Origin of the sequence: Actinomyces slackii (assembly GCF_900637295.1) — a bacterium.
Taxonomy (GTDB): domain Bacteria; phylum Actinomycetota; class Actinomycetes; order Actinomycetales; family Actinomycetaceae; genus Actinomyces; species Actinomyces slackii.
On sequence record NZ_LR134363.1, the window covers coordinates 2149628 to 2171754 of the forward strand.

Consider the following 22127-nt stretch of genomic DNA (forward strand, 5'->3'; position numbering starts at 1 on the left):
TCTTAGGGCTGACCGAAGCGTTCCCCGACACCCCGAGGCAGGGAAGCGATCCGACCAAAGGATGGACATGCAGCACATGCGCCTCATGCGACTGTGGGCCGGCCATGGAGCCCTTCTCGTGGCATTGACCGCGGTAGGGGTCGCGGTGGCCGCGGCGTGGACCGGCCAGGCGCTCTTGAGCTCGCGGATCTTCGCGATGCTCATCTCCCAGGCGCCGCTGTCCGACCCTGCACTGGCCCCCAGCGTCCTCGCCCTGGTGGCCGTGCTCCTCATCAGGCCACTGCTGGTGATGGTCCGTCAACTCCTGGCCCACCATGCCATGACCCGGGTCAAGGCCTCGCTGCGGTCCCGGGCGCTGACCGCCTTCATCCGCCGCAGCGCGCTCGATCCTGCCGCTGGTCGCACGGGGCACGATCACGCCGCCGTCGTCGACGGCATCGAGAACCTCGACGCCTACCTCTCGGGCTACATCCCTCAGATGGCCGTGACGATCCTCGTCCTCGGTGTGGTCGGCAGCATCATGACAGCCATCGATCCGGTGACCGGAGTCATCGCCGTGGCCGCGGCTCTACTGCTTCCGAGCCTGCCGCGGCTGTGGGATCGGATCCTGGCCTCTCGCGGTGCCGACCACTGGGACGCCTACCAGGAGTTGCACGCCGAGTTCGTCGACTCCATGCAGGGCATGACGACCCTGGTCGCCTTCGGGGCGGACCTGTGGCGGGAGGAGCAGCTGGCCCAGGCGTCCCAGCGCCTGCTCGCGCGCACTCTGGGGCAGCTGCGGATCTCCCTGCTCGAATCGGGGCTCTCCGGATTCGCCCTGTCCGCCGTGCCCGCCCTTGTCCTGGCCACAGTCGTCGCCCGCAGCAAGGACCTGAGCGCCTTCGAGGTCTTCGTACTGGTGCTGCTGTCCGTTGAGCTGGTGAGACCCCTGCGCGATCTGGCGGCCCTGTGGCATGCCGGATACCTGGGGACCTTCTCGGGCCCCCGCATCATGGAACTGCTCGACTCCGATGCCACGGGCGCGCACCATCGAGGCCACGAGCCCGACGGCGCCTCCCGGCGCCCGCACGCGCAGCAGCCCAGGAGCACCCGCCATGCGCCGGGACCTGCCGATGGAGACCCGCCCGCAGCCCCCGTGGTCACGGTACGCGGCCTGAGCGCCCGCTACCCGCGTGCCCAGGCCCCGGCGCTGGTCGACATCGATCTCGACTTCTGCCCGGGCCTGACGGCGATCGTTGGTGCCACGGGCTCAGGGAAATCCACGTTGGCCGCGGCTCTCGTGGGACTGCTCGCCCCCGAGAGCGGAACGATCGAGGTCTCCGGCACTGCCTGCGGCCCCGACCGGCTCCTGGACCTCGTCAGTCTCGTCCCCCAGGACCCGGTGCTCCTCGGCGTCACCGTTGAGCAGGACATCGCCCTGGGCCTGCCAGAGGATCCCGGCGCTCCCGGTGGCCCCGGTGATGGCGGGCCGTTGAGGGGGACCGGGGTCTCACCGGCGGTCCCGACCTCGGGCGCCACCCAGCGCAGCCGGCACAGCCAGGAGGTCATCGCCCGGGCGGCGCGCACCGCAGGGATCGGCACTGACGACGCCACCCTGACCCTGGGAACAGCCGTGGGGGAGGCGGGCGCCCTCCTGTCGGGAGGGCAGCGTCAGCGCGTCGCCGTGGCCCGGGCCCTGGCGCAGCAGCGCGCGATCCTCATCCTGGATGAGTCCACCTCGGCGCTCGACCCGGCCGCTGAGACCCGACTTGTCGAGGCCGTGCGCCGCGACGCCGCACGCACCGTCATCGCCATCACCCACCGTCTCGCCGTGGCCCGCAGCGCCGACCGCGTCATCGTTCTGGATCACGGGCGCGTGGTCGAGCAGGGCGCGCCGGAGGAGCTTGTCGCCCGGGGCGGCGCCTTCGCCGCCCTCGTGTCCGCCGAGCTCAATGGCTCGCAAGCCGTCGAGCCCTGCGAGGCCCTGGCCACGCCGCAGCGCGAGAGGCAAGGAGCGCATCGATGAGACAGTCCACTGTCGCCCAGACACCTGTCCCCGCAGCCCCGGGGCTGGTCGACATGACTCGCTCCGTCCTGGCCATGAGCCGTCACCTGCGCAACCAGCGCCGTCTGTTCGCGATCGTCCTGGCCACCGTGTGGCTCTCCCTCCTGCTGTCCATCACCACCGCCCTCCTGTCGGTGGCAGCGGCCTCCGCACTGGCGGCATCCGGTGCCCGCAGCGCCGGCCACCTGCTTGTCGCGCTGCTCGCAGGAGTGCTCGCCGTCGGCTTGGTCGCCTGGTTCGAGCAGTGGTTCGCCCACGTGCTGGCCTATCGGGTCATCGACACCATTCGCCTGAGGATCCACCGGGCCATCGCCCGCCTGGCGCCGCTGGGCCTGGCCCGCCGCCGCTCCGGCGAGACCGTCTCGGCAGCGATGGCCGACGCTGAGAGCCTGGAGTGGTTCTACGCGCACACCGCCGCGCAGGTGCTGGCCGGAGTCCTGGCGGCCTTGACCGTCAGCGGGCTGTCCCTGGCCTGGCTCGGGCCGTGGGCCCTCGTCATCCCCGCGGCCCAGGCCCTCGTGGTGCTCGTTCCGGTGCTCCTGCTGCCCCGGGCCGCACGGCAGGGCACCATGCTGCGAGCCGCCCTGGCGGAGTTGTCCGCGCATGCCCTGTCGGCTCGGGCCAGCGCACGTGAGACCCTGCTCCTGGGCCGGCTGCCCGAGGTCTCCCGTCAGGCCTCCGCGCAGACGCGCCGGGTCCAATCGGCCCGCAGAGCCCTGGCTCTGCGCACCGGGCTCGAACAGGCCCTCATCGAGGCGGCCTCGGTGGCCCTGGTCATCCTGGCGCTCATCCTGGCCGCCGACCTGTCGAGCCGGGGGCAGTTCCAGCCGGACCTGGTCCCCGTGGTCGTCACCCTGGCGGGCGTCAGTCTCCTGCCGGCCACGGCCATCACCGGCGCCATGAGCCGCCTGGGGGAGACCGCGGCCGCAGCGCAGCGGGTGGACGCCCTCATCCGCGCCCCGGGCATCAGGCCGGTGGCGCCCCCGGCGTCGGCCGCCTCATATGGGCGGCCCGGGCCCGACGACGACGCCTCCGGCCCGCAGAGGGACCCGGCCGGCGCTGCGCAGAAATCGCAGGCCCCGCAGGACCACCTGGGGGCCCACGGGCTCGGGAGCGTACAGGTTCGGGACCTGCGGGTGCGCTATCCCGACGTCGACCGACCCGTCCTCGACGGCGTCCATCTGGATGTCGAGGCCGGGCAGATGGTGGCCGTCGTCGGACCCAGCGGGATCGGCAAGACCACCCTGGCGCTGAGCCTGGCTCGACTCATCGCGCAGGAGAAGGGGCAGATCCTCATCGACGGCGTTGACACGGGCGCCGAGGCCCCCGAGAGGACCCGCGAGCGCCTGGTCCTGGTGGGGCAGCACCCCCACGTCTTCAAGGCGTCGGTGCGAGACAACCTGCTGGCCCCCGACGCTCCCGAGGAGGGGATCTGGCGGGCGCTGGAGGCCGCTCGCCTGGCGGACCACGTGCGGGCCCTGCCGCAGGGCCTGGACACGGTGCTGGCTGAGCGGGGAGCGGCATGGTCCGGCGGGGAGCGCCAGCGCCTCGGCCTGGCCCGAGGCCTGCTGCGCGACCCGAGCGTGCTCGTCCTCGATGAGCCCACCGCGGGCCTGGACACCCGGACCGAGGCCGAGTTCCTCGAGGCCCTGATCCACGGCAGACCGAGCCGGACCACCATCATCATCACCCACCGGCGCGCCGTCATGAGGGCCTGCGATGCGGTCGTGCTCCTCCACGACGGCGGGACGAGGTCCGTGAGTGAGGCGCTCTGGGCATCGTCGTGCGGTCAGGCGGTTGTGGGCGCGCAATGACCTGGCAGGAGTGCGGGAGGCGGCCCGGCCCCTGAACTGATCGCTGAGTTGATCTGAGTTGATCTGAGCTGATCGCGGTGCTCGTTGATGTGATCGTCGATGAGGGCGATCATGCCCGTGGCGCTCGCTGGAAATCCGGACGACGCGGTTGCGCGACTCGGATCCGATCTTCTTGAGCACGCTCCGATTCTTTGTTGAGAGGATCAGAATGACATCGGAGACGCATCAACGCGTGCCCGAGGCTCATGGTGGGCGATACTGGGTTCGAACCAGTGACCTCTTCCGTGTCAGGGAAGCGCGCTACCGCTGCGCCAATCGCCCGAGGTGGGTACCGGATTCGAACCGGTGTAAACGGCTTTGCAGGCCGGTGCCTAACCTCTCGGCCAACCCACCATGAGATGCTGGGGGCTGGGCGCTCCCGGCTCCTCGGAGCGGATGACGGGACTCGAACCCGCGACCCTCACCTTGGCAAGGTGATGCTCTACCAACTGAGCCACATCCGCGAACCCTCGCAGTCCTGCCGGACCACTTGGTGCCTGAGAACCATAGCACTGTCACGATGGGAACCCCCAAATCACGCTCCGGTGATTCACCTCACCGGACTGACGTTTGCTCCGGCGCGTCCCAGGTGGCTATGGTTGTCGCCGCACCGGGCGATTGGCTCAGGGGTTAGAGCGCCTCGTTCACACCGAGGAGGTCACTGGTTCGATTCCAGTATCGCCCACTCCCGGTCCTCACTGACCTGTTGGCGCGCCTCTCAATCAAGCAGTCCCAGGCGGGCGAATGCCGTGGCCAGGCCATCCTCCTCGACATCATCGGTCACCAGATCCGCTGCCTCCTTGACCTCGGCGGACCCATTTCCCATGGCCACTCCCACGCCGCAGTGCTCCAGCATCCCGATGTCCACCGTCGCATCGCCGAAGGCCACCGCCTCCTCCACGCTCGCCCCGCGGTGGGCCAGCAGGATGTCGATCGCCTCGACCTTCGTGGCGGCCGGGGCCGCCACATCCCCGAACAGCGCGGCATGGCCGCGCCCGCCCCACGTGCCCACGATCAGTCCCGCGAACTCCTCGCGCGCCGCCTGAGCATCCTGCGGACCCGAGAGCAGGAAGCTGATCTTGTTGACGTCCCCGCGCACAAGGTCCTCGGTATAGACCAGTCCGTGCAGGACATCCTCAACCTCCAGCCCCTCGACATCCGCATGCCCCTTGGAGGCGACATAGGCCCGCAGCGCCGGGCGGGCCGCGTCGCGGAAGGAGTGGGAGGCGTACAGGCCGGAGTTGGCCTCCAGGTAGAACCCCAGGCCCCGCTCCCGCAGCCAGCCGACGATACGCCCGCACTCCTGGTCACTGAGGTGGCAATGGAGCAGCACCTCGCCGTCGTCCTCCACATAGGCCCCATTGCCGCCGATCATCCCGTCCAGGCCCAGGGCCCAGATCTCCTCGGGCATCTCGGCGCGCGAGCGCCCCGTGCACGCGTAGACGCGGTGCCCGGCACGGCGCGCGGCGGCAATGGCCCGCGCGGCGGAGCGCGGCACCTCATTGCGGTAGGTCACCAGCGTCCCATCGACATCGATCAGCAGAATCATGTCGCGATCGTAACGACGCGGGCTCGGGGCCGGAAGCCCTGGCGGCACGTAGTCTTCCGGCATGGCCGACCCCTCGACGTACCGCCCCGCACCGGGTGAGATCCCCACGTCGCCAGGCGTCTACCGCTTCCTGGACGCCCAGGGGCGCGTCATCTACGTCGGCAAGGCCAAGAGCCTGAGGGCGCGCCTGTCCAGCTACTTCCAGGACCTGGCCGCCCTGCACCCGCGCACCCAGAGGATGGTGACCACCGCCTGCGCCGTGGAGTGGACCGTGGTGTCCACCGAGGTCGAGGCCCTGGCGCTGGAGTACTCCTGGATCAAGGAGTTCGACCCGCGCTTCAACGTCATGTTCAAGGACGACAAGTCCTACCCCTACCTGGCCGTCACCATGCAGGAGGAGATCCCCCGCGCCCAGGTGATGCGCGGGGCCCGCCGTGCCGGCGCCCGGTACTTCGGGCCCTTCGTGGCGGCATGGTCCATCCGCGAGACCCTCGACCAGCTCCTGCGCGTCTTCCCCGTGCGCTCCTGCTCCACCGGGGTGCTCAACCGCGCCCGCTCCTCGGGTCGGCCCTGCCTGCTGGGGTACATCGACAAGTGCTCCGCGCCCTGCGTGGGGCGCATCAGCCCCGAGGATCACCGCGCCATCGCCGAGGACCTGTGCTCCTTCATGGCCGGGCGCACCGGCCCCTACCTGCGAGAGGTCGAGTCCCAGATGAAGGCGGCCTCCGCCGCGCTCGACTTCGAAAGGGCCGCCCGCCTGCGCGATGACGCCGCCGCCCTGCGCAAGGTCATCGAGGGCAATGCCGTGGTCCTGCCCGATGCCACCGATGCCGATGTCTTCGCCCTGGTGCGCGACGAGCTCGAGGCCGCCGTCCAGGTCTTCCACGTGCGCGGTGGGCGCGTTCGGGGCCAGAGGGGCTGGGTCCTGGACCTGGCCGACGACGCCGATGACGCCGAGCTCATCGAGCGCCTCCTGGAGCAGGTCTACTCAGCCCTGGTGGATCCGGCCGATGAGGCCGGCGCGGGCCGCGGCCCCAGCGCGCCCGCCTCCGGCCCCACCACATCCCTGGGCGTGGGCCAGTCGCACCATGCCCGGGCGCTGCCGCGCGCAGGCGCCCCCGATGCTCCCGCCGCCCGGGAGGGGGATGCGGCGGCCACCAGCGTGGACGATGTGGCCCATACGGCCACCACGGCGGTGCCCCGGGAGATCCTCGTGCCCGTCCTTCCCGCCAATGCGGCGACCATCACCGCCTGGTTGCGCCAGCTGCGCGGCGGGGCTGTGAGCCTGCGCGTCCCGCTGCGGGGGGACAAGGCCTCCCTCATGTCCACCGTGCGCAGGAACGCCGAGGAGGCCCTGCGCCTGCACAAGACCCGGCGGGCCGGGGACCTGACCCAGCGCGCCCAGGCCCTGGAGGAGCTCGCCGAGGCCCTCGACCTGCCCGAGGCGCCCCTGCGCGTGGAGTGCTACGACATCTCGCATACCCAGGGCAGTCATCAGGTTGGGTCCATGGTGGTCTTCGAGGACGGCGCCCCCCGCAAGTCGGACTACCGGCGCTTCATCATCCGCGGCCCCCAGGGCGAGGGCGCCGCCGACGACACCGCGGCCATGCACGAGGTCCTCACCCGGCGATTCAAGCGCCTCATCGCCGAGCAGGGTCGTGACACCAGTGCGGTGTCCGCCGACCAGGCCGCCGAGGAGATCGAGGATGCCGAGGGCATCGCCGTCGCCTCAGGGCCCATCGACCCGACCACCGGGCGGGCCCGGCGCTTCAGCTACGCCCCCAGCCTCGTCGTCGTCGACGGCGGCCTGCCCCAGGTGGGGGCCGCACAAGCCGTCCTCGATGAGCTGGGCGTGGACGTGCCCCTCATCGGACTGGCCAAGCGCCTGGAGGAGGTGTGGGTGCCCGGGGACGAGTTCCCGATCGTCCTGCCGCGCACCTCACCGGCCCTCTACCTCCTGCAGCACCTGCGCGATGAGTCCCACCGCTTCGCCATCACCCACCACCGCAAGAAGCGCACGGCGGGCATGACCCGCTCGGTGCTCGACGGCGTCCCCGGGCTGGGGCCGGCCCGCCAGGCGGCCCTCCTGCGCGAGTTCGGATCGGTCAAGCGGATCCGCCAGGCCACCCCCGATCGCCTGGCCCAGGTCAAGGGCATCGGCCCGGCCCTGGCTCAGGCCGTCCTGGATCATCTCAACGCGGAGGGCTCCGCCTGAGCTGGGGAGTTCACCAACACGCGGAAGGATGCGGATCGAGGTGGCAGACTCTCCCTGTGGAGATCCTGCGCGTGTTCAACAACAACGTCGTCTTGGCGCGCGACGAGATCGGGCGCGAGGCCATCCTGACCGGGAAGGGGCTGGCCTTCGGCCGCAAGGCGGGCCAGCGCGTCGATACGACGCTCATCGATCGGCGCTACGTGCCGGCGCACAATGCCGAGTCCGTGGCCGAGGTCATCGCCGGCATCCCCCTGGAGCGCATCGCCCTCATCGAGCGGGTCTTCCGATCCGCCGCACGGGAGCTGGGGACGGGAGTGCCCTCATCGACAGTGGTCGCGGTGGTCGATCACGTCAATCAGGCCATGGAGCGAGTGAGTGCGGGTATCACCATGGACTACCCGCTGCGGGCCGAGGTCGCCCACCTCCACCCTGATGAGCTGAGGCTGGCCGAGCGGATGGTCGCCGAGCTCAATGCCGCCCAGGAGGTCCAGCTCCCCGCCGGCGAGGCGATCGCCCTGGCGCTGCACCTGTTCACCGCCGCGGTCGGTGCGCCCTCCACCCAGGAGGCCTCCGCCCAGTCCCGTCTCATCGGCCAGGTGATGGGGCTGCTCAAGGCCGCGCTGGGGGAGGGCTTCGATGAGCACTCGATCAACGCGGCGCGCTTCGCCGTCCACCTGCGCTACTTCCTGGTCCGCGCCCGCACGGGCGTCCAGATCCAGGATGGGACCGCATCGATCGTCGCCGAGTCGCTGCGCCAGACCCAGCCCCGTGCGCACCGGCTGGCGCTGCGCATCGCCGAGCTGTTGGAGATGCGTCTGGGGATGAGGGTTCTGGCTGATGAGACCGCCTACCTGACCATGCATGTGGCCCGTCTGCTCAACGCCAACGAATCTGGGAGTGATGCGCAGCACAATTGACCGTCTTGTGGTTCCCGTGATCACTCCGTAGTCTTCTCCAGTAGTTGCATTCCCTCAGGGAATTCAGCGAACAGGATTGTGACCCGCCAGGGGCAAGACCTGAGACATCGCGGCGACCCATGTCGCCCGACTTCGTCTCGGGTCTTTTTTGTTCTCCGAGCGGGCCCAGAGAATCAAGGAGGATCCCCATGGCAAAGATCGACTTCGCGGCGATGGCGCCGCAGCTGTTGGAGAAGGTCGGAGGTGAGGCCAATGTCCGCGCCCTGAGCCACTGCGCCACCAGGCTGCGCCTGGTCCTGGTCGATGAGTCCAAGGCCGCCACCGACCAGATCAGCGCCATGGATGGCGTGGTCACCGTGGTCCAGGCCGGCGGCCAGTACCAGGTGGTCATCGGCAATGACGTCCCCATGCTCTATGAGGAGCTGGGGAAGATCACCTCGCTGGGTCACGGCGATGGCGCCCAGGAGCAGGGCGGTGAGAAGGGCAGTCTTTTCGACCGCTTCATCAAGATCGTCTCCGCTCTGATCAACCCGGTGGTGTGGACCCTGGCCGGAGCGGGCCTCATCAAGGCCTTCCTGACCCTGGCCACGACACTGGGCTGGTCGCAGGAGTCTACGACCTACACGATCCTCAACGCCGCTGGGGACTCCGCTCTGTACTTCCTGCCGATCCTTCTGGCCATCACCTCGGCCCGCCACTTCAAGGCCAACGAGATCACCGCTGTCGCCCTGGCCGGAGCGCTTGTCTACCCCGACATCGTCGCCCTCAATGACGCGGGAGGTGCCGTCAGCTTCTTCGGTATCCCCGTGGTCATGACCTCCTACGCCTCCTCCCTGGTGCCGATCATCGTGGCCGTATGGGTTCAGTCCCACCTTCAGCGCTGGCTGACCGCGGTGCTGCCCTCGGCCATCCGCAACTTCATGGTCCCGCTCCTGGTCCTGCTCATCATGGTTCCCCTGACCCTCATCACCGTCGGTCCGGTGACCACGGCGCTGTCCAACGGCATCGCCTCGGGCATGAACGTCCTCTTCGAGGTCGCCCCCTGGTTGGCCGGCGCGATCATGGGTGCCTTCTGGCAGGTCTTCGTCATGTTCGGCGTCCACTGGGGCCTGGTGCCCGTCATGCTCGCCCAGTACAAGGACCCCGGCTACTCCCTCATGGCCGGGCCGATCTTCCCCGCCGTCCTGGCCCAGGCCGCGGCCACGCTCGCTGTCATGATCCGCACCCGCAACGCCAAGATGCGCCAGCTCGCCGGGCCCGCCTCCCTGTCCGGATTCCTGGCCGGCATCACCGAGCCGGCCATCTACGGCGTCAACCTGCCGCTCAAGCGCCCCTTCATCTACGGCTGCATCGGCGGTGCCGTCGGCGGCGTCATCGTCGCAGCGGCCAGTGGCGCGACGACCTCCTTCGTCTTCCCCTCCCTCATCGGGATCCCCGCCCTGCTCGGGCAGGGCAACCTTCTCCTCGTCCTCCTGGGGATGATGGTGGCTGTGATCATCAGCTTCACCCTCACCCTGCTCCTGGGATTCAAGGAGGAGGCCGATGCCGCTGGCACGACGGGCCCCGCCGAGTCGACTGAGTCCGCCGAGCCCACCCTCGCCCTGACCTCACCGGTCCCGGGCAGGGCCACCCCTCTGGAGAAGGTCGGAGACCCCGTCTTCTCCTCCGGGGCCCTGGGCGGGGGAGTCGGCATCCTGCCCACCGGCGGCGCCGTTGTGGCCCCGGCGGCGGGAACCGTCGTGACCGCCATGGACTCCGGGCACGCTTACGGCATCAAGACCGACGACGGCGTGGAGATCCTCATTCACATCGGCCTGGACACGGTCAACCTCAAGGGCGAGGGCTTCAGCCCCGCCGTGACCGCCGGGCAGCGCGTCGATCGCGGCCAGCCCCTGGTGGAGGTGGACCTGGAGGCCGTTCGCGCCGCCGGCTACGACCCCACCACCATCCTGGTGGTCACCAACACCGCCTCCCTGGCCGCAGTCGTCCCGATCGTCGAGGGCGAGGTCACCACGAGCACCACCGTCGTCGAGATCGACCACTGACAACCACCCCCCCCACCGCTCACGAAGGAGACACCACTGATGACCACCACCGCACCGACCTTCCCCGAGACCTTCCTGTGGGGCGGAGCAGTCGCCGCCAACCAGGTCGAGGGCGCCTACGACGAGGGCGGCAAGGGCCTGTCCATCCAGGACGTCATGCCGCGCGGCATCATGGCCCCGCGCACCGACGCGCCGACGCCCGACAACCTCAAGCACGAGGCCATCGACTTCTACCACCGCTACGCCGAGGACATCGCCCTGCTGGCGGAGATGGGGTTCAAGGTCTTCCGCTTCTCCATCGCCTGGTCGCGCATCTTCCCGCTGGGCGATGAGGCCGAGCCCAACGAGGAGGGCCTGGCCTTCTACGATCGGGTTCTCGATGAGTGCGAGAAGCACGGCATCGAGCCACTGGTGACGATCAGCCACTACGAGACCCCGCTGCACCTGGCCGAGACCTACGACGGGTGGACCGACCGGCGCCTCATCGGCTTCTACGAGCGCTACGCCCGCACGCTGTTCGAGCGCTACGGCTCGCGCGTCACGTACTGGCTGACCTTCAACGAGATCAACTCGGTGCTCCACGCGCCGCTGATGTCCGGCGGCATCAACACCCCCAAGAACGAGCTGAGCCGCAAGGACCTGTACACGGCCATCCACAACGAGCTCGTGGCCAGCGCCGCGGCCACGAGAATCGCCCGCGAGGTCGTTCCCGAGGCGCTCATCGGCTGCATGGTCATCGCCACGCCGATCTACCCGCTGACTCCCGACCCTCGGGACGTCCTGGCCGCCATGAAGGCGGACCACGCCAACCTGGCCTTCTCCGACGTCCACGTCCGCGGGGTCTACCCGGGGTACTTCCTGCGCACCCTGCGCGAGGAGGGCCTGGAGCTGTCCGACCTGGGTGCCACCGAGGAGGATCTGGCCCTACTGCGCGAGCACACCGTGGACTTCGTGTCCTTCAGCTACTACATGTCGGTCTGCGAGACCGCCACCCAGGAGGTCGAGGCCGGCGAGGGCAACATCATGGGCGGGGTGCCCAACCCCACCTTGGAGGCCTCCCAGTGGGGCTGGCAGATCGACCCGGTGGGACTGCGGGTCGTGCTCAACCAGTTCTGGGACCGCTGGAACAAGCCGCTGTTCATCGTCGAGAACGGTCTGGGGGCGCGCGACGAGCTGGTCACCGGACCCGACGGCGAGCCCACCGTCGTCGACGACTACCGCATCGACTACCTGCGTGACCACCTCATCCAGGTCGGCGAGGCCATCGCCGACGGCGTCACGGTGCTGGGCTACACGACCTGGGGCTGCATCGACTGCGTCTCGGCCTCCACCGCCCAGCTCTCCAAGCGCTACGGCTTCATCTACGTCGACCGCAATGACGACGGCAGCGGAACCCTGGAGCGCTACCGCAAGAAGTCCTTCGACTGGTACAAGGAGGTCATCGCGAGCAACGGCGCCAGTCTCGCCGACTGATCCTCCACCGAGGTAGACATTTTCCGCCGAGGTCGACGCATTCGCCGTCGATCTCGGCGGAAAACGTCTACCTCGGCGTGGATAAGCAGATCGCCATGCCATGCTTGGGGCATGGATGCCCAGGACCGCCCCCAGACCAGCCAGGCCCGGGACCCGCTCAGGGACACGGTTCCCATCGAGATCCCCGCCCTGGACGACGCAACCCCGCCGGTGCCGCCCGCCGAGCGGCCGGAGATGATCATTGTCACGGGCATGTCCGGCGCGGGCCGCTCCCGGGCGGCCAACGCCCTGGAGGATCTCGACTGGTACGTGGTCGACAACCTCCCTCCCCAGCTCCTGCCGGCCCTGGCCGGGATGATGACAACCGTGGGGGCCGGCGTCCACCGCCTGGCGGCCGTGGTCGACGTGCGCAGCCGCGAGTTCTTCGCGCACTTCATGGACTACCTGCGCAAGGTCCGCGAGGCAGGCACTGACGTGCGCCTCATCTTCCTGGACGCCTCCGACGCCGTCCTGGTCCGGCGCTTCGAGTCCTCCCGGCGCCCCCACCCCCTTCAGGGCACCGGCTCCATCCTCGATGGCATCCAGCACGAGCGCACCCTCCTGGGGGGACTCAAGGGCGTGGCCGACACCGTCATCGACACCTCCCGGTACTCGGTGCACGATCTGGCCCGGCGCGTGCGCGAGCTCGTGGCCCGGGAGTCGGACCTCGCCCTGCGCATCAATGTCATGTCCTTCGGCTTCAAGTACGGCCTGCCCCTGGACGCCGACCATGTCCTGGATGTGCGCTTCATCCCCAATCCGTACTGGGTCTCCGAGCTGCGCCATCTCACCGGGCGCGATGCGCCCGTGGCCGAGTACGTCTTCGCCCAGGAGGGGGCGGCCGCCTTCGTCGATGGCTACGCCGACCTGCTCACGCCGGCGCTGCCCAGCTATGTCAACGAGCTCAAGCCCTATGTCACCCTGGCCGTGGGCTGCACCGGCGGCAAGCACCGCTCCGTGGCCTCGGCGGAGCGTATAGGCGCCAGGCTGCGCCATCGCGGCTTCGAGGTCGTCGTCCAGCACCGGGACCTGGGACGGGAGTGAGCGTCATGGGCACCACGATCGACGTCGCCGGCTGGCCGCGCAGAGGCGAGGAGGGCCCTGCCGTCGTGGCCCTGGGCGGGGGGCATGGCCTGTCCGCCACGCTGCGAGCCCTCAAGCACATCACCCACCGCCTGACCGCCGTGGTGACGGTCGCCGACGACGGCGGCTCCTCGGGCCGGCTGCGCCGGGAGTTCGACTGCCTTCCCCCAGGCGACCTGCGCATGGCGCTGGCCTCCCTGTGCGACGACTCCGAATGGGGCCTGACCTGGCGCGATGTGCTCCAGCATCGCTTCGAGGGGCAGGGCGAGCTGGACAACCACGCCCTGGGCAACCTCCTCATCCTGGCGCTGTGGCAGCTCCTGGGCGACGACGTCGCCGGGCTGGAGTGGGTGGGCAGGCTGCTGTCGATCCATGGGCGCGTGGTGCCCATGTCGCCCTCGCCCCTGGTCATCGAGGCCGATATCGTCAACGGTGATCAGCGCGAGCGCGTCTCGGGGCAGGTCGCCGTGGCCAGCGCGCGGGGCCGCATGGAGAACGTGTCCATCGTCCCCCAGGAGGCCCAGGCCCACCCCGCCGCCCTGGCGGCCATCGAGCAGGCCGACTGGGTGGTGCTGGGGCCCGGCTCCTGGTACACCTCGGTGCTGCCCCACCTCATCCTGCCCTCCATGCGCCAGGCCCTGGCGGCGACAGGCGCCCGCAAGGCCATCGTGCTCAACCTCTCCGTCCAGCGCGGCGAGACCGACGGGATGACCGCGGCCGACCACCTGCGGGTCCTGGCCGACTGCGCCCCGGAGATCCGGGCCGATGTCATCCTGGCCGATCCCTCCACCGTCGAGGACATCGATGACCTGGAGTCCGCGGCCCGCTCCCTGGGCGCCACCCTCATGCTGCGCCAGGTGCGCACCGGCGAGGCCCAGTGCCACCACGACCCCCTGCGCCTGGCGGCCGCCTTCCGGGACGCCTTCGAGGGGGCGCTGGGGGATGTCGAGCATCTACCGAGTGCAGGCGAGGAGCGGCTCTAGGCCGGCCGGGCACGGGCCACGGTCCAGGCCCGCCGAGGGGAGCCTGGAGCGCGGCAGTGATGAAGCTGTTGCGAAGGAATATGCGCCGGAAGCGGGATGAGCGGGCAGACCGTCCGCTAGTCTTCCTCATGAAGTCATGCCCGCGCGCAGGAACCGCTTATGAGAAACGAGGACTCGGTATATGTCGCTGACGGTGACGGTCAAGGACGAGCTCGCGCACGTCACCCCTGAGAACAGTGCGCAGAAGCGCGCCGAGGTCTCCGCCATGCTCCGCTTCGGCGGGGGGCTCCATATCGTCTCCGGGCGCATCGTGGTCGAGGTTGAGCTCGATCACGGCGGGGCCGTGCGCCGCCTGCACCGCCACCTCAAGGAGCTCTACGGCATGGAGCCCGAGGTCATGGTCGTTCAGGGGGGCTCCCTGCACCGCGGCTCGCGCTACGTGCTGCGCGTGACCAACCGGGGCAAGGACCTGGCCCGGTTGAGCGGGCTGGTCGACGAGCACGGCCGGCCCGTGCGCGGGATGCCCGTGGCCGTGGTCCAGGGCGGGCGCAATGCGGCGGCGGCGGCCTGGCGCGGCGCCTTCCTGGCCCGGGGCTCCCTGACCGAGCCGGGTCGATCCGCCTCCCTGGAGGTCACCTGCCCCGGCTCTGAGGCCGCCCTGGCCCTGGTGGGGGCGGCGCGTCGCTTCGAGGTGGTGGCCAAGGCCCGAGAGGTCCGCGGCGCGGACCGCGTGGTGGTGCGCGATGGTGAGGCCATCGGCATCCTCTTGGACCGCATGGGGGCCCCGGAGGCCACCACGACCTGGACTGAGCGGCGATCGCGCCGGGAGTCCCGTGGCACCGCCAATCGCCTGGCCAACTTCGATGACGCCAATCTGCGCCGCTCGGCGCGCGCGGCGGTGGCCTCGGGGGCACGGGTCGAGCGCGCCTTCGAGATCCTGGGGGAGGACGTGCCCCCCCACCTGCTGGAGGCCGGCCAGCTGCGCATCGCGCACAAGCAGGCCTCTCTCGAGGAGCTCGGGCAGCTCTCCGACCCCCAGCTGACCAAGGACGCGGTGGCCGGGCGGATCCGGCGCCTGCTGGCCATGGCTGACAAGCGCGCCGGTGAGCTGGGCGTGCCCGACACCGAGTCGGCCCTGACCCAGGACATGCTCGAGCCCTGATCGATCCGGGACCGAGGTCCCGTCTATCGGTCAAAGGTCGGTCACATTCGCTTCGCCCATTGGACTGCGTCGATCTTGTTCGCCCGTGGCGTGGAGGAAGATCAGTGAGGCCCGCACGGTGTGGCTAGACTCAGTACTGCCGGCAGGCCGAGGGTTCTCAATCCCAGGGGACTCGCGGAGCCGGAGCACAGCACATGTGCGAATGAGCCCAGAAACCGTGTGCCTCAACGGCGCACTAGGAGGACGCAAAGTGACCACCCGCGTTGGTATCAACGGCTTCGGCCGCATCGGCCGCAACTTCTTCCGTGCCGCTCTCGAGCAGGGCGCCGACATCGAGGTCGTGGCAGTCAACGACCTGACTGACAACAAGACCCTGGCCCACCTTCTGAAGTACGACTCCATCCTCGGCCGCTTCACCGGCGAAGTCTCCTACGACGACGAGGGCATCACCGTCGACGGCAAGCACATCAAGGTGCTCGCCCAGCGCGACCCCGCCGAGCTGCCCTGGGGCGACCTGGGCGTGGACGTCGTCGTCGAGTCCACCGGTTTCTTCACCGACGGTGAGAAGGCCAAGGCGCACATCGACGCCGGCGCCAAGAAGGTCGTCATCTCCGCCCCCGCCAAGAACGTGGACGGCACCTTCGTGATGGGCGTCAACGAGGGCGACTACGACAACGCCACGATGAGCATCGTGTCGAACGCCTCGTGCACCACCAACTGCCTCGCGCCGCTGGCCAAGGTCCTGCACGAGAACTTCGGCATCGTCCAGGGCATCATGACCACCATCCACTCCTACACGGGTGACCAGCGCGTCCTCGACGCCCCGCACGGCGACCTGCGCCGTGCCCGTGCCGCCGCGCTCAACATGATCCCCACCAAGACCGGTGCCGCCCAGGCCGTGGCCCTCGTCCTGCCCGAGCTCAAGGGCAAGTTCGACGGTCTGGCCGTGCGCGTGCCCACCCCGACCGGCTCCCTGACCGACCTGACCTTCCAGGCCGAGAAGGAGGTCTCTGTGGAGTCCGTCAAGGCCGCCGTCAAGGCCGCCGCCGAGGGCGAGCTCAAGGGCATCCTGTACTACACCGAGGACCCGATCGTCTCCACCGACATCGTCGGCGACTCGCACTCCTCGATCTTCGACGCCAACGAGACCAAGGTCATCGGCAACCTCGTCAAGGTCCTGTCCTGGTACGACAACGAGTGGGGCTACTCCAACCGCCTGGTCGAGCTGACCGCCCTGGTCGGCTCCAAGCTGGCCTGAGCGCCCGCCTCGTCCACGCATGACATCCCGACTGCGCCCGTGCACGCGCCCTGCGTGCGCGGGCGCAGTCCCGTAGGGCCGGACCGCAGCGCTCCGGCCCGCAGGCCCGGCTGCGCCGTCGGCCATGACCATTCACCTTCCATCAACGACTGAGAGGTTTCGCATGAGAGCCATCGAGTCCCTGGGCGACCTGAAGGGCAAGCGCGTCCTGGTCCGCTCCGACTTCAACGTTCCGCTCGACGCCGAGAAGAACATCACCGACGACGGCCGCATCCAGGCCGCCCTGCCCACCCTGCGCACCCTGCTGGACGCCGGAGCTCGCGTCATCATCACCGCTCACCTGGGCCGCCCCAAGGGCCAGGTCAACCCCGACTTCTCCCTGGCCCCGGTGGCCAAGCGCCTGGGCGAGGTCACCGGCGTCACGGTCACCCTGGCCGAGGACACCGTGGGTCCCTCGGCCAAGGCCGCCGTCGAGGCCGCCGCCGAGGGCGAGATCGTCCTGCTGGAGAACGTGCGCTTCAACGCCGCCGAGACCTCCAAGGACGACGCCGAGCGCGAGGCCTTCGCCGCCGAGCTGGCCGCCCTGGCCGATGCCTTCGTCTCCGACGGCTTCGGCGTGGTCCACCGCAAGCAGGCCTCCGTCTACGACGTCGCCAAGCTCCTTCCCTCGGCCGCCGGCCTGCTCGTGGTCAAGGAGATCGAGTCCCTGGGCCGCGCCGTCAACAACCCCGAGCGCCCCTACACGGTGGTGCTGGGCGGCTCCAAGGTCTCCGACAAGCTCGGCGTCATCGCCAACCTGCTGTCCAAGGCCGACCGCCTCATCATCGGCGGCGGCATGGCCTACACCTTCCTGGCCGCACAGGGCCACGAGGTCGGCACCTCCCTGCTGGAGAAGGACCAGATCGAGACCGTCAAGGGCTACATCGCCACCGCCAAGGACAACGGCGTTGAGCTGCTCCTGCCGGTGGACACGGTCATCGCCCCGGAGTTCAAGGCCGACGCCCCGGCCACCGTGGTGCCCTCCGATGCGATCCCCGCCGACCAGATGGGCCTGGACATCGGCCCCCAGACCCGCGAGATCTTCGCCGAGGCCATCGCCACGGCCAAGACCGTGGTGTGGAACGGCCCCATGGGCGTCTTCGAGTTCGAGGCCTTCTCCGGCGGCACCCGCGCCGTGGCCAAGGCCCTGAGCGAGTCCAGCGCCTTCACCGTCATCGGCGGTGGCGACTCCGCCGCGGCCGTGCGCGTCCTGGGCTTCGATGAGTCCACCTTCTCCCACATCTCCACCGGTGGTGGCGCCTCCCTCGAGCTGCTCGAGGGCAAGGAGCTGCCCGGAATCTCCGTCCTGGAAGGCTGAAAGCATGAGCAACCGCACCCCGCTGATGGCGGGCAACTGGAAGATGAACCTCGACCACCTCGAGGCCAACCACCTCATCCAGGGCCTGGCCATGGAGCTGAAGGACCACGACCACGACTACTCCAAGTGCGAGGTCGTCGTCATCCCGCCCTTCACCGACCTGCGCACCGTCCAGACCGTGGTCGAGGCCGACTCCCTGAGCATCAAGTACGGCGCCCAGGACGTCTCCATCCACGACAACGGCGCCTACACCGGCGAGATCTCCACCGCCATGCTGGACAAGCTGGGCGTGACCCACGTGGTGATGGGCCACTCCGAGCGACGCGAGTACCACGGCGAGTCCGACGAGCTCGTGGGCGCCAAGGCCCGCAAGGCCCTGGACGCCGGCATGACCCCGATCCTGTGCTGCGGCGAGGCCCTCGAGGTCCGCAAGGCCGGGACCCACGTGGAGTTCGTGCTGGGCCAGATCCGCGCCGCCCTGGCCGGCTGGGCCGCCGAGGACGTCGCCAAGATCGTCATCGCCTACGAGCCCATCTGGGCCATCGGCACCGGCGAGACCGCCACCGCCGCCGACGCCCAGGAGGTGTGCTCTGCCATCCGCGAGGCGCTGCGCGCCGACTTCGGCGAGGAGACCGCCGAGGCCACCCGCATCCTCTACGGCGGCTCGGCCAAGCCCGACAACATCAAGGAGCTCATGGCCCAGGCCGACGTCGACGGCGCCCTCATCGGCGGCGCCTCGCTGAAGGCCGAGTCCTTCGCGGCCATGGCCCGCTTCTACGCCTGAGTCCCTGACTCCGGCCGCAGGCGGAGACCGTATTGTCACGCTGGCCCGGTCACCTCACAGAATGAGGTGACCGGGCCACCCCTGTATGCGGGTAGACTCGGCCGCGAACCGGTGGGCCCTGGCCCACGACAACGACGAAGGGAATGGCGTGGACATCCTGCGCATCGTCCTGCAGGTGCTGCTCGTGCTCTCGAGCTTCTTCCTCATCATGTCCATCCTCCTGCACAAGGGGAAGGGTGGCGGACTGTCGGACATGTTCGGCGGGGGGATCTCCTCCTCAGCCGGCTCCTCCGGCGTCGCCGAGCGCAACCTCAACCGCATCACCGTGGGCGTGGCCCTGACCTGGACCGCGACCATCATCGGCCTGGGCCTGCTGGCCAAGCTGAGCTGAAGCGGGCATCACGTCTGCGCCGCCCCGAGACACCGACCCGCGCGGTGACGCCCTTGCGCGCGCGCTGCGCGGGTATCTCGCGCATCTGCGGGTTGAGCGGGGCCTGAGCCCCAACACCCTGGCCGCCTATGAGCGCGACCTGACGCGCTACACCGCCTATCTGGCGTCACTGGGCATCGATGACCCCCGGCAGGTCGAGCCGAGCCAGGTGGCCGGATTCCTCGAGGCCCTGCGCACCGGCTCCGACGCCGGGCGACCCCTGGCCGCGTCCTCGGCCTCCCGCGCGGTGACCGCCGCGCGCGGCTGGCACCGGTTCCTGGCCGAGGAGGGCATGACCGACGAGGACCCGTCGGCGGCCGTGCGCCCGCCCCAGCCGGGCAGGCGCCTGCCCAAGGCGCTGAGCATCGATGAGGTACGCCGGCTCCTGGAGGCCGCAGGCGTTGACGACTCACCGGTGTCCCTGCGCGACCGCGCCCTGCTGGAGCTCCTCTACGCCACCGGTGCCCGCATCTCCGAGGCCGTCGGGCTGGTGGTCGATGACCTGGATCCCGACTCCGGCGTCCTGCGCCTGTTCGGCAAGGGGAGCAAGGAGCGGATCGTCCCCATGGGCGGATTCGCCTGGGAGGCGCTGGAGGCCTACCTCGTGCGGGGCCGGCCGGTGCTGGTCAGTCGCGGCAGGGGAGTGCCCGAGGTCTTCGTCAACACCCTGGGACGGCCGCTCAGCCGCCAGAGCGCCTGGGCCGTGCTCCAGGCCGCCGCCCAGCGGGCCGATCTGGGGCAGGACGGGATCGATCGGCACGTCTCCCCGCACACGCTTCGCCACTCCTTCGCCACGCATCTACTGGCCGGCGGCGCCGACGTCCGGGTGGTCCAGGAGATGCTGGGCCACGCCTCGGTGACCACCACCCAGATCTACACCCGCGTCACCGTCGACCACCTGCGCGAGGTCTATGCCACCAGCCACCCGCGCGCCCTGGCCTGACCGCCGCCACGAGCCGATCCCGCCGATCCCGCAGACCACGACGCCCAGCGATGCCCGGCGACGTCCAGCGACATTCAGCGGGCGTCGATCCGGCGGGACCTCGGCGCCGACTGGGTACCAACAGGGGCGCCGGGCCGAGCGGATCCGGCTCGCCGGGGCGAGGTCTCCGGGACTCTCACCAGGGTGTTCTGCGCTCAGTATCAGGGATTGAGCACACGTTTCGGCTACGCTGGCCATTGTGAACGACTCCAAGCAGCCCGGCCTGATCGACTCGTCCGCCTCCAATCCGGAGGAGAAGGTCTTCCCTGTCCCCGCACCACTGGAGTCCCACGGGCCCGCGCGGGTGATATCGATGTGCAACCAGAAGGGCGGGGTGGGCAAGACCACCACCACCATCAATCTGGGGGCTGCCCTGGCCGAGTACGGCCGCAGGGTCCTCATCGTGGACTTCGACCCCCAGGGCGCGGCCTCCGCGGGCCTGGGCATCAACGCCCACGAGCTGGACTCGACGATCTACGACCAGCTGGTCGCCAACAAGCCCGATGTGGGCACGATCATCCACGGCACCACGGTTCACGGCCTGGACATCGTGCCGGCCAACATCGACCTGTCCGCCGCCGAGGTCCAGCTGGTCAACGAGGTCGCCCGGGAGCAGGCCCTCAAGCGCGTGCTGCGCCCGGTCATGGACGTCTACGACGTCATCCTCGTGGACTGCCAGCCCTCCCTGGGGCTGCTGACCATCAACGCCCTGACCGCCTCCCACGGCGTCATCATCCCCCTGGAGACCGAGTTCTTCGCCCTGCGCGGCGTGGCCCTCCTGGTGGAGACCGTCGAGCGGGTCACCGACCGCCTCAACGGCAGCCTCGAGATCGATGGGATCCTGGCCACCATGGTCGACACCCGCACCCTGCACTCGCGCGAGGTGCTCGAGCGCCTGGAGCAGGCCTTCGGGGACAAGCTCTTCGACACCCGGATCCGGCGCACCGTGAAGTTCCCGGACGCCTCAGTGGCCAGCGAGCCCATCACCAGCTACGCCCCCACCCACCCGGGGGCCGAGGCCTACCGCCGCCTGGCACGGGAGATCATCGCGCGCGGCGATGTCGCCTGAGCCCGGCGAACCCCCACTGGAGGTCCCCCTCCCGCAGGAGCCGCCCGCCGCATCTGCCGCCGCATCGGCCCAGGAGCAGGGGCCGGTGCGCGTGGCCGGCTTCAACGTGGCGCTGCCCCAGTTCGAGGGGCCCTTCGACCTGCTGCTCAGCCTCATCGCGCGCAGGCGCCTGGATGTCACCGAGCTGGCGCTGGCCGAGGTCACCGACGAGTTCATCGCGCATATGCGCGCCGACTGGGACCTGGGGCGGGCCAGCGAGTTCCTCGTGGTCGCCTCCACGCTCCTGGCGCTCAAGGCCCACCGCCTCCTGCCCCAGGAGGAGGGCGAGGAGGCCCCGGACCTAGAGCTGCTGGAGGCCCGCGACCTGCTCTTCGCCCGCTTGCTCCAGTACCGCGCCTACAAGGAGGCGGCCGCCGGCTTCCGGGATCTGGCCGAGGGCGCCTCGCGAAGCCACCCCCGCGTCGTCGGCCTGGAGCCCCACCTGGCCGCCCTCCTGCCCCGGCTGGTGGCCACCATCAGCCCCGAGGACCTCGCCCGCCTGGCGGTGGCCGCCCTCACCCGACCCGACCACCCCGGCGTCCGGACCGTCCATCTTCATGAGGCCGTGCCCGTGGGCGAGCAACTGGGGCTCATCGTCACCAGACTCCGGAGCCACGGCACCCTGACCTTCGCGCAGATCATCGAGGATGCCGAGCGCACGGCCGTCGTCGTCGCCCGGTTCCTGGCGATTCTGCTCCTGCACCGCCAGGGAGGCGCGGAGCTGGACCAGGAGGAGGCCATGGGTGAGATCACGGTGCGGTGGTGCGGCGACCAGGACGGCATCATGGGCATCATGGAGGCCGATGTCGAGGAGGAGTTCGCATGAGCCAGGCGCCAGCGCACAC

At 69.9% G+C, this 22127-nt stretch carries 17 protein-coding genes and 4 tRNA genes; 17 read left to right on the forward strand and 4 right to left on the reverse strand.

Features of this window, described 5'->3' with window-relative positions:
- Positions 1-67: 67 nt before the first annotated feature.
- Together EL266_RS08955 and EL266_RS08960 are read left to right on the forward strand one after the other, a co-directional pair.
- Positions 68-2005 (forward strand): ATP-binding cassette domain-containing protein, encoded by a 1938-nt coding sequence (locus EL266_RS08955; RefSeq protein WP_026427201.1) that lies wholly within the window; start codon positions 68-70, stop codon positions 2003-2005.
- The gene (locus EL266_RS08960; protein WP_026427200.1) at positions 2002-3858 is read left to right on the forward strand and encodes an amino acid ABC transporter ATP-binding/permease protein; all 1857 of its coding nucleotides are present in this window, start codon (positions 2002-2004) and stop codon (positions 3856-3858) included. The genes EL266_RS08955 and EL266_RS08960 overlap by 4 nt, the downstream gene beginning before the upstream one ends.
- A 246-nt stretch (positions 3859-4104) precedes the next feature.
- On the opposite strand, the gene EL266_RS08965 is transcribed toward EL266_RS08960, so the two are convergent.
- The 3 genes from EL266_RS08965 to EL266_RS08975 all read right to left on the reverse strand — a co-directional run bounded on the left by EL266_RS08965 (position 4105) and on the right by EL266_RS08975 (position 4361).
- Positions 4105-4179: transfer RNA gene (locus EL266_RS08965), tRNA-Val, on the reverse strand.
- Between the two features lies 1 nt (position 4180).
- Positions 4181-4251: transfer RNA gene (locus tag EL266_RS08970), tRNA-Cys, on the reverse strand.
- A gap of 37 nt (positions 4252-4288) precedes the next feature.
- Positions 4289-4361, reverse strand: a tRNA-Gly gene (locus EL266_RS08975).
- A 148-nt stretch (positions 4362-4509) separates the two neighbouring features.
- On the opposite strand from EL266_RS08975, the gene EL266_RS08980 reads away from it, so the two are divergent.
- Positions 4510-4582, forward strand: a tRNA-Val gene (locus EL266_RS08980).
- 33 nt (positions 4583-4615) lie between these two features.
- On the opposite strand, the gene EL266_RS08985 is transcribed toward EL266_RS08980, so the two are convergent.
- Positions 4616-5446: a Cof-type HAD-IIB family hydrolase gene (locus EL266_RS08985; RefSeq protein WP_026427199.1), complete on the reverse strand. Its 831-nt coding sequence runs from the start codon at positions 5444-5446 to the stop codon at positions 4616-4618.
- A gap of 61 nt (positions 5447-5507) precedes the next feature.
- On the opposite strand from EL266_RS08985, the gene uvrC reads away from it, so the two are divergent.
- From uvrC to EL266_RS09055, 14 genes are all read left to right on the forward strand, one after another.
- Positions 5508-7661, forward strand: coding sequence for an excinuclease ABC subunit UvrC (uvrC, locus tag EL266_RS08990; RefSeq protein WP_026427198.1), 2154 nt, complete (start codon positions 5508-5510; stop codon positions 7659-7661).
- A gap of 56 nt (positions 7662-7717) precedes the next feature.
- Positions 7718-8578, forward strand: coding sequence for a PRD domain-containing protein (locus tag EL266_RS08995; protein WP_026427197.1), 861 nt, complete (start codon positions 7718-7720; stop codon positions 8576-8578).
- 188 nt (positions 8579-8766) lie between these two features.
- Positions 8767-10623 carry a beta-glucoside-specific PTS transporter subunit IIABC gene (locus EL266_RS09000; RefSeq protein ID WP_026427196.1) on the forward strand — a complete coding sequence of 619 codons (1857 nt, stop codon included), beginning with the start codon at positions 8767-8769 and terminating at the stop codon, positions 10621-10623.
- Between the two features lie 39 nt (positions 10624-10662).
- The gene (locus EL266_RS09005; RefSeq protein WP_026427195.1) at positions 10663-12096 is read left to right on the forward strand and encodes a glycoside hydrolase family 1 protein; all 1434 of its coding nucleotides are present in this window, start codon (positions 10663-10665) and stop codon (positions 12094-12096) included.
- A gap of 111 nt (positions 12097-12207) precedes the next feature.
- Positions 12208-13179, forward strand: coding sequence for an RNase adapter RapZ (rapZ, locus tag EL266_RS09010; RefSeq protein WP_026427194.1), 972 nt, complete (start codon positions 12208-12210; stop codon positions 13177-13179).
- Between the two features lie 5 nt (positions 13180-13184).
- The gene (locus tag EL266_RS09015; RefSeq protein ID WP_026427193.1) at positions 13185-14201 is read left to right on the forward strand and encodes a gluconeogenesis factor YvcK family protein; all 1017 of its coding nucleotides are present in this window, start codon (positions 13185-13187) and stop codon (positions 14199-14201) included.
- A 181-nt stretch (positions 14202-14382) separates the two neighbouring features.
- Positions 14383-15363, forward strand: coding sequence for a DNA-binding protein WhiA (whiA, locus tag EL266_RS09020; RefSeq protein ID WP_026427192.1), 981 nt, complete (start codon positions 14383-14385; stop codon positions 15361-15363).
- A 250-nt stretch (positions 15364-15613) separates the two neighbouring features.
- Positions 15614-16621, forward strand: coding sequence for a type I glyceraldehyde-3-phosphate dehydrogenase (gene gap / locus EL266_RS09025; RefSeq protein WP_026427191.1), 1008 nt, complete (start codon positions 15614-15616; stop codon positions 16619-16621).
- Between the two features lie 163 nt (positions 16622-16784).
- On the forward strand, positions 16785-17978 hold the full coding sequence (locus tag EL266_RS09030) for a phosphoglycerate kinase (RefSeq protein ID WP_026427190.1): 1194 nt from the start codon (positions 16785-16787) through the stop codon (positions 17976-17978).
- A gap of 4 nt (positions 17979-17982) precedes the next feature.
- Complete coding sequence (gene tpiA, locus EL266_RS09035) at positions 17983-18762, forward strand: triose-phosphate isomerase (RefSeq protein WP_026427189.1); 780 nt, start codon at positions 17983-17985, stop codon at positions 18760-18762.
- Between the two features lie 148 nt (positions 18763-18910).
- Positions 18911-19153 (forward strand): preprotein translocase subunit SecG, encoded by a 243-nt coding sequence (secG, locus tag EL266_RS09040; protein WP_026427188.1) that lies wholly within the window; start codon positions 18911-18913, stop codon positions 19151-19153.
- Positions 19154-19217: 64 nt separating this feature from the next.
- A complete protein-coding gene (xerD, locus tag EL266_RS09045) occupies positions 19218-20135 on the forward strand; it encodes a site-specific tyrosine recombinase XerD (RefSeq protein WP_026427187.1) in 918 nt (305 codons plus the stop codon).
- Between the two features lie 238 nt (positions 20136-20373).
- Positions 20374-21243: a ParA family protein gene (locus EL266_RS09050; RefSeq protein WP_026427186.1), complete on the forward strand. Its 870-nt coding sequence runs from the start codon at positions 20374-20376 to the stop codon at positions 21241-21243.
- Positions 21233-22108 (forward strand): segregation and condensation protein A, encoded by an 876-nt coding sequence (locus EL266_RS09055; protein ID WP_084500859.1) that lies wholly within the window; start codon positions 21233-21235, stop codon positions 22106-22108. The genes EL266_RS09050 and EL266_RS09055 overlap by 11 nt, the downstream gene beginning before the upstream one ends.
- Positions 22109-22127: the final 19 nt, after the last annotated feature.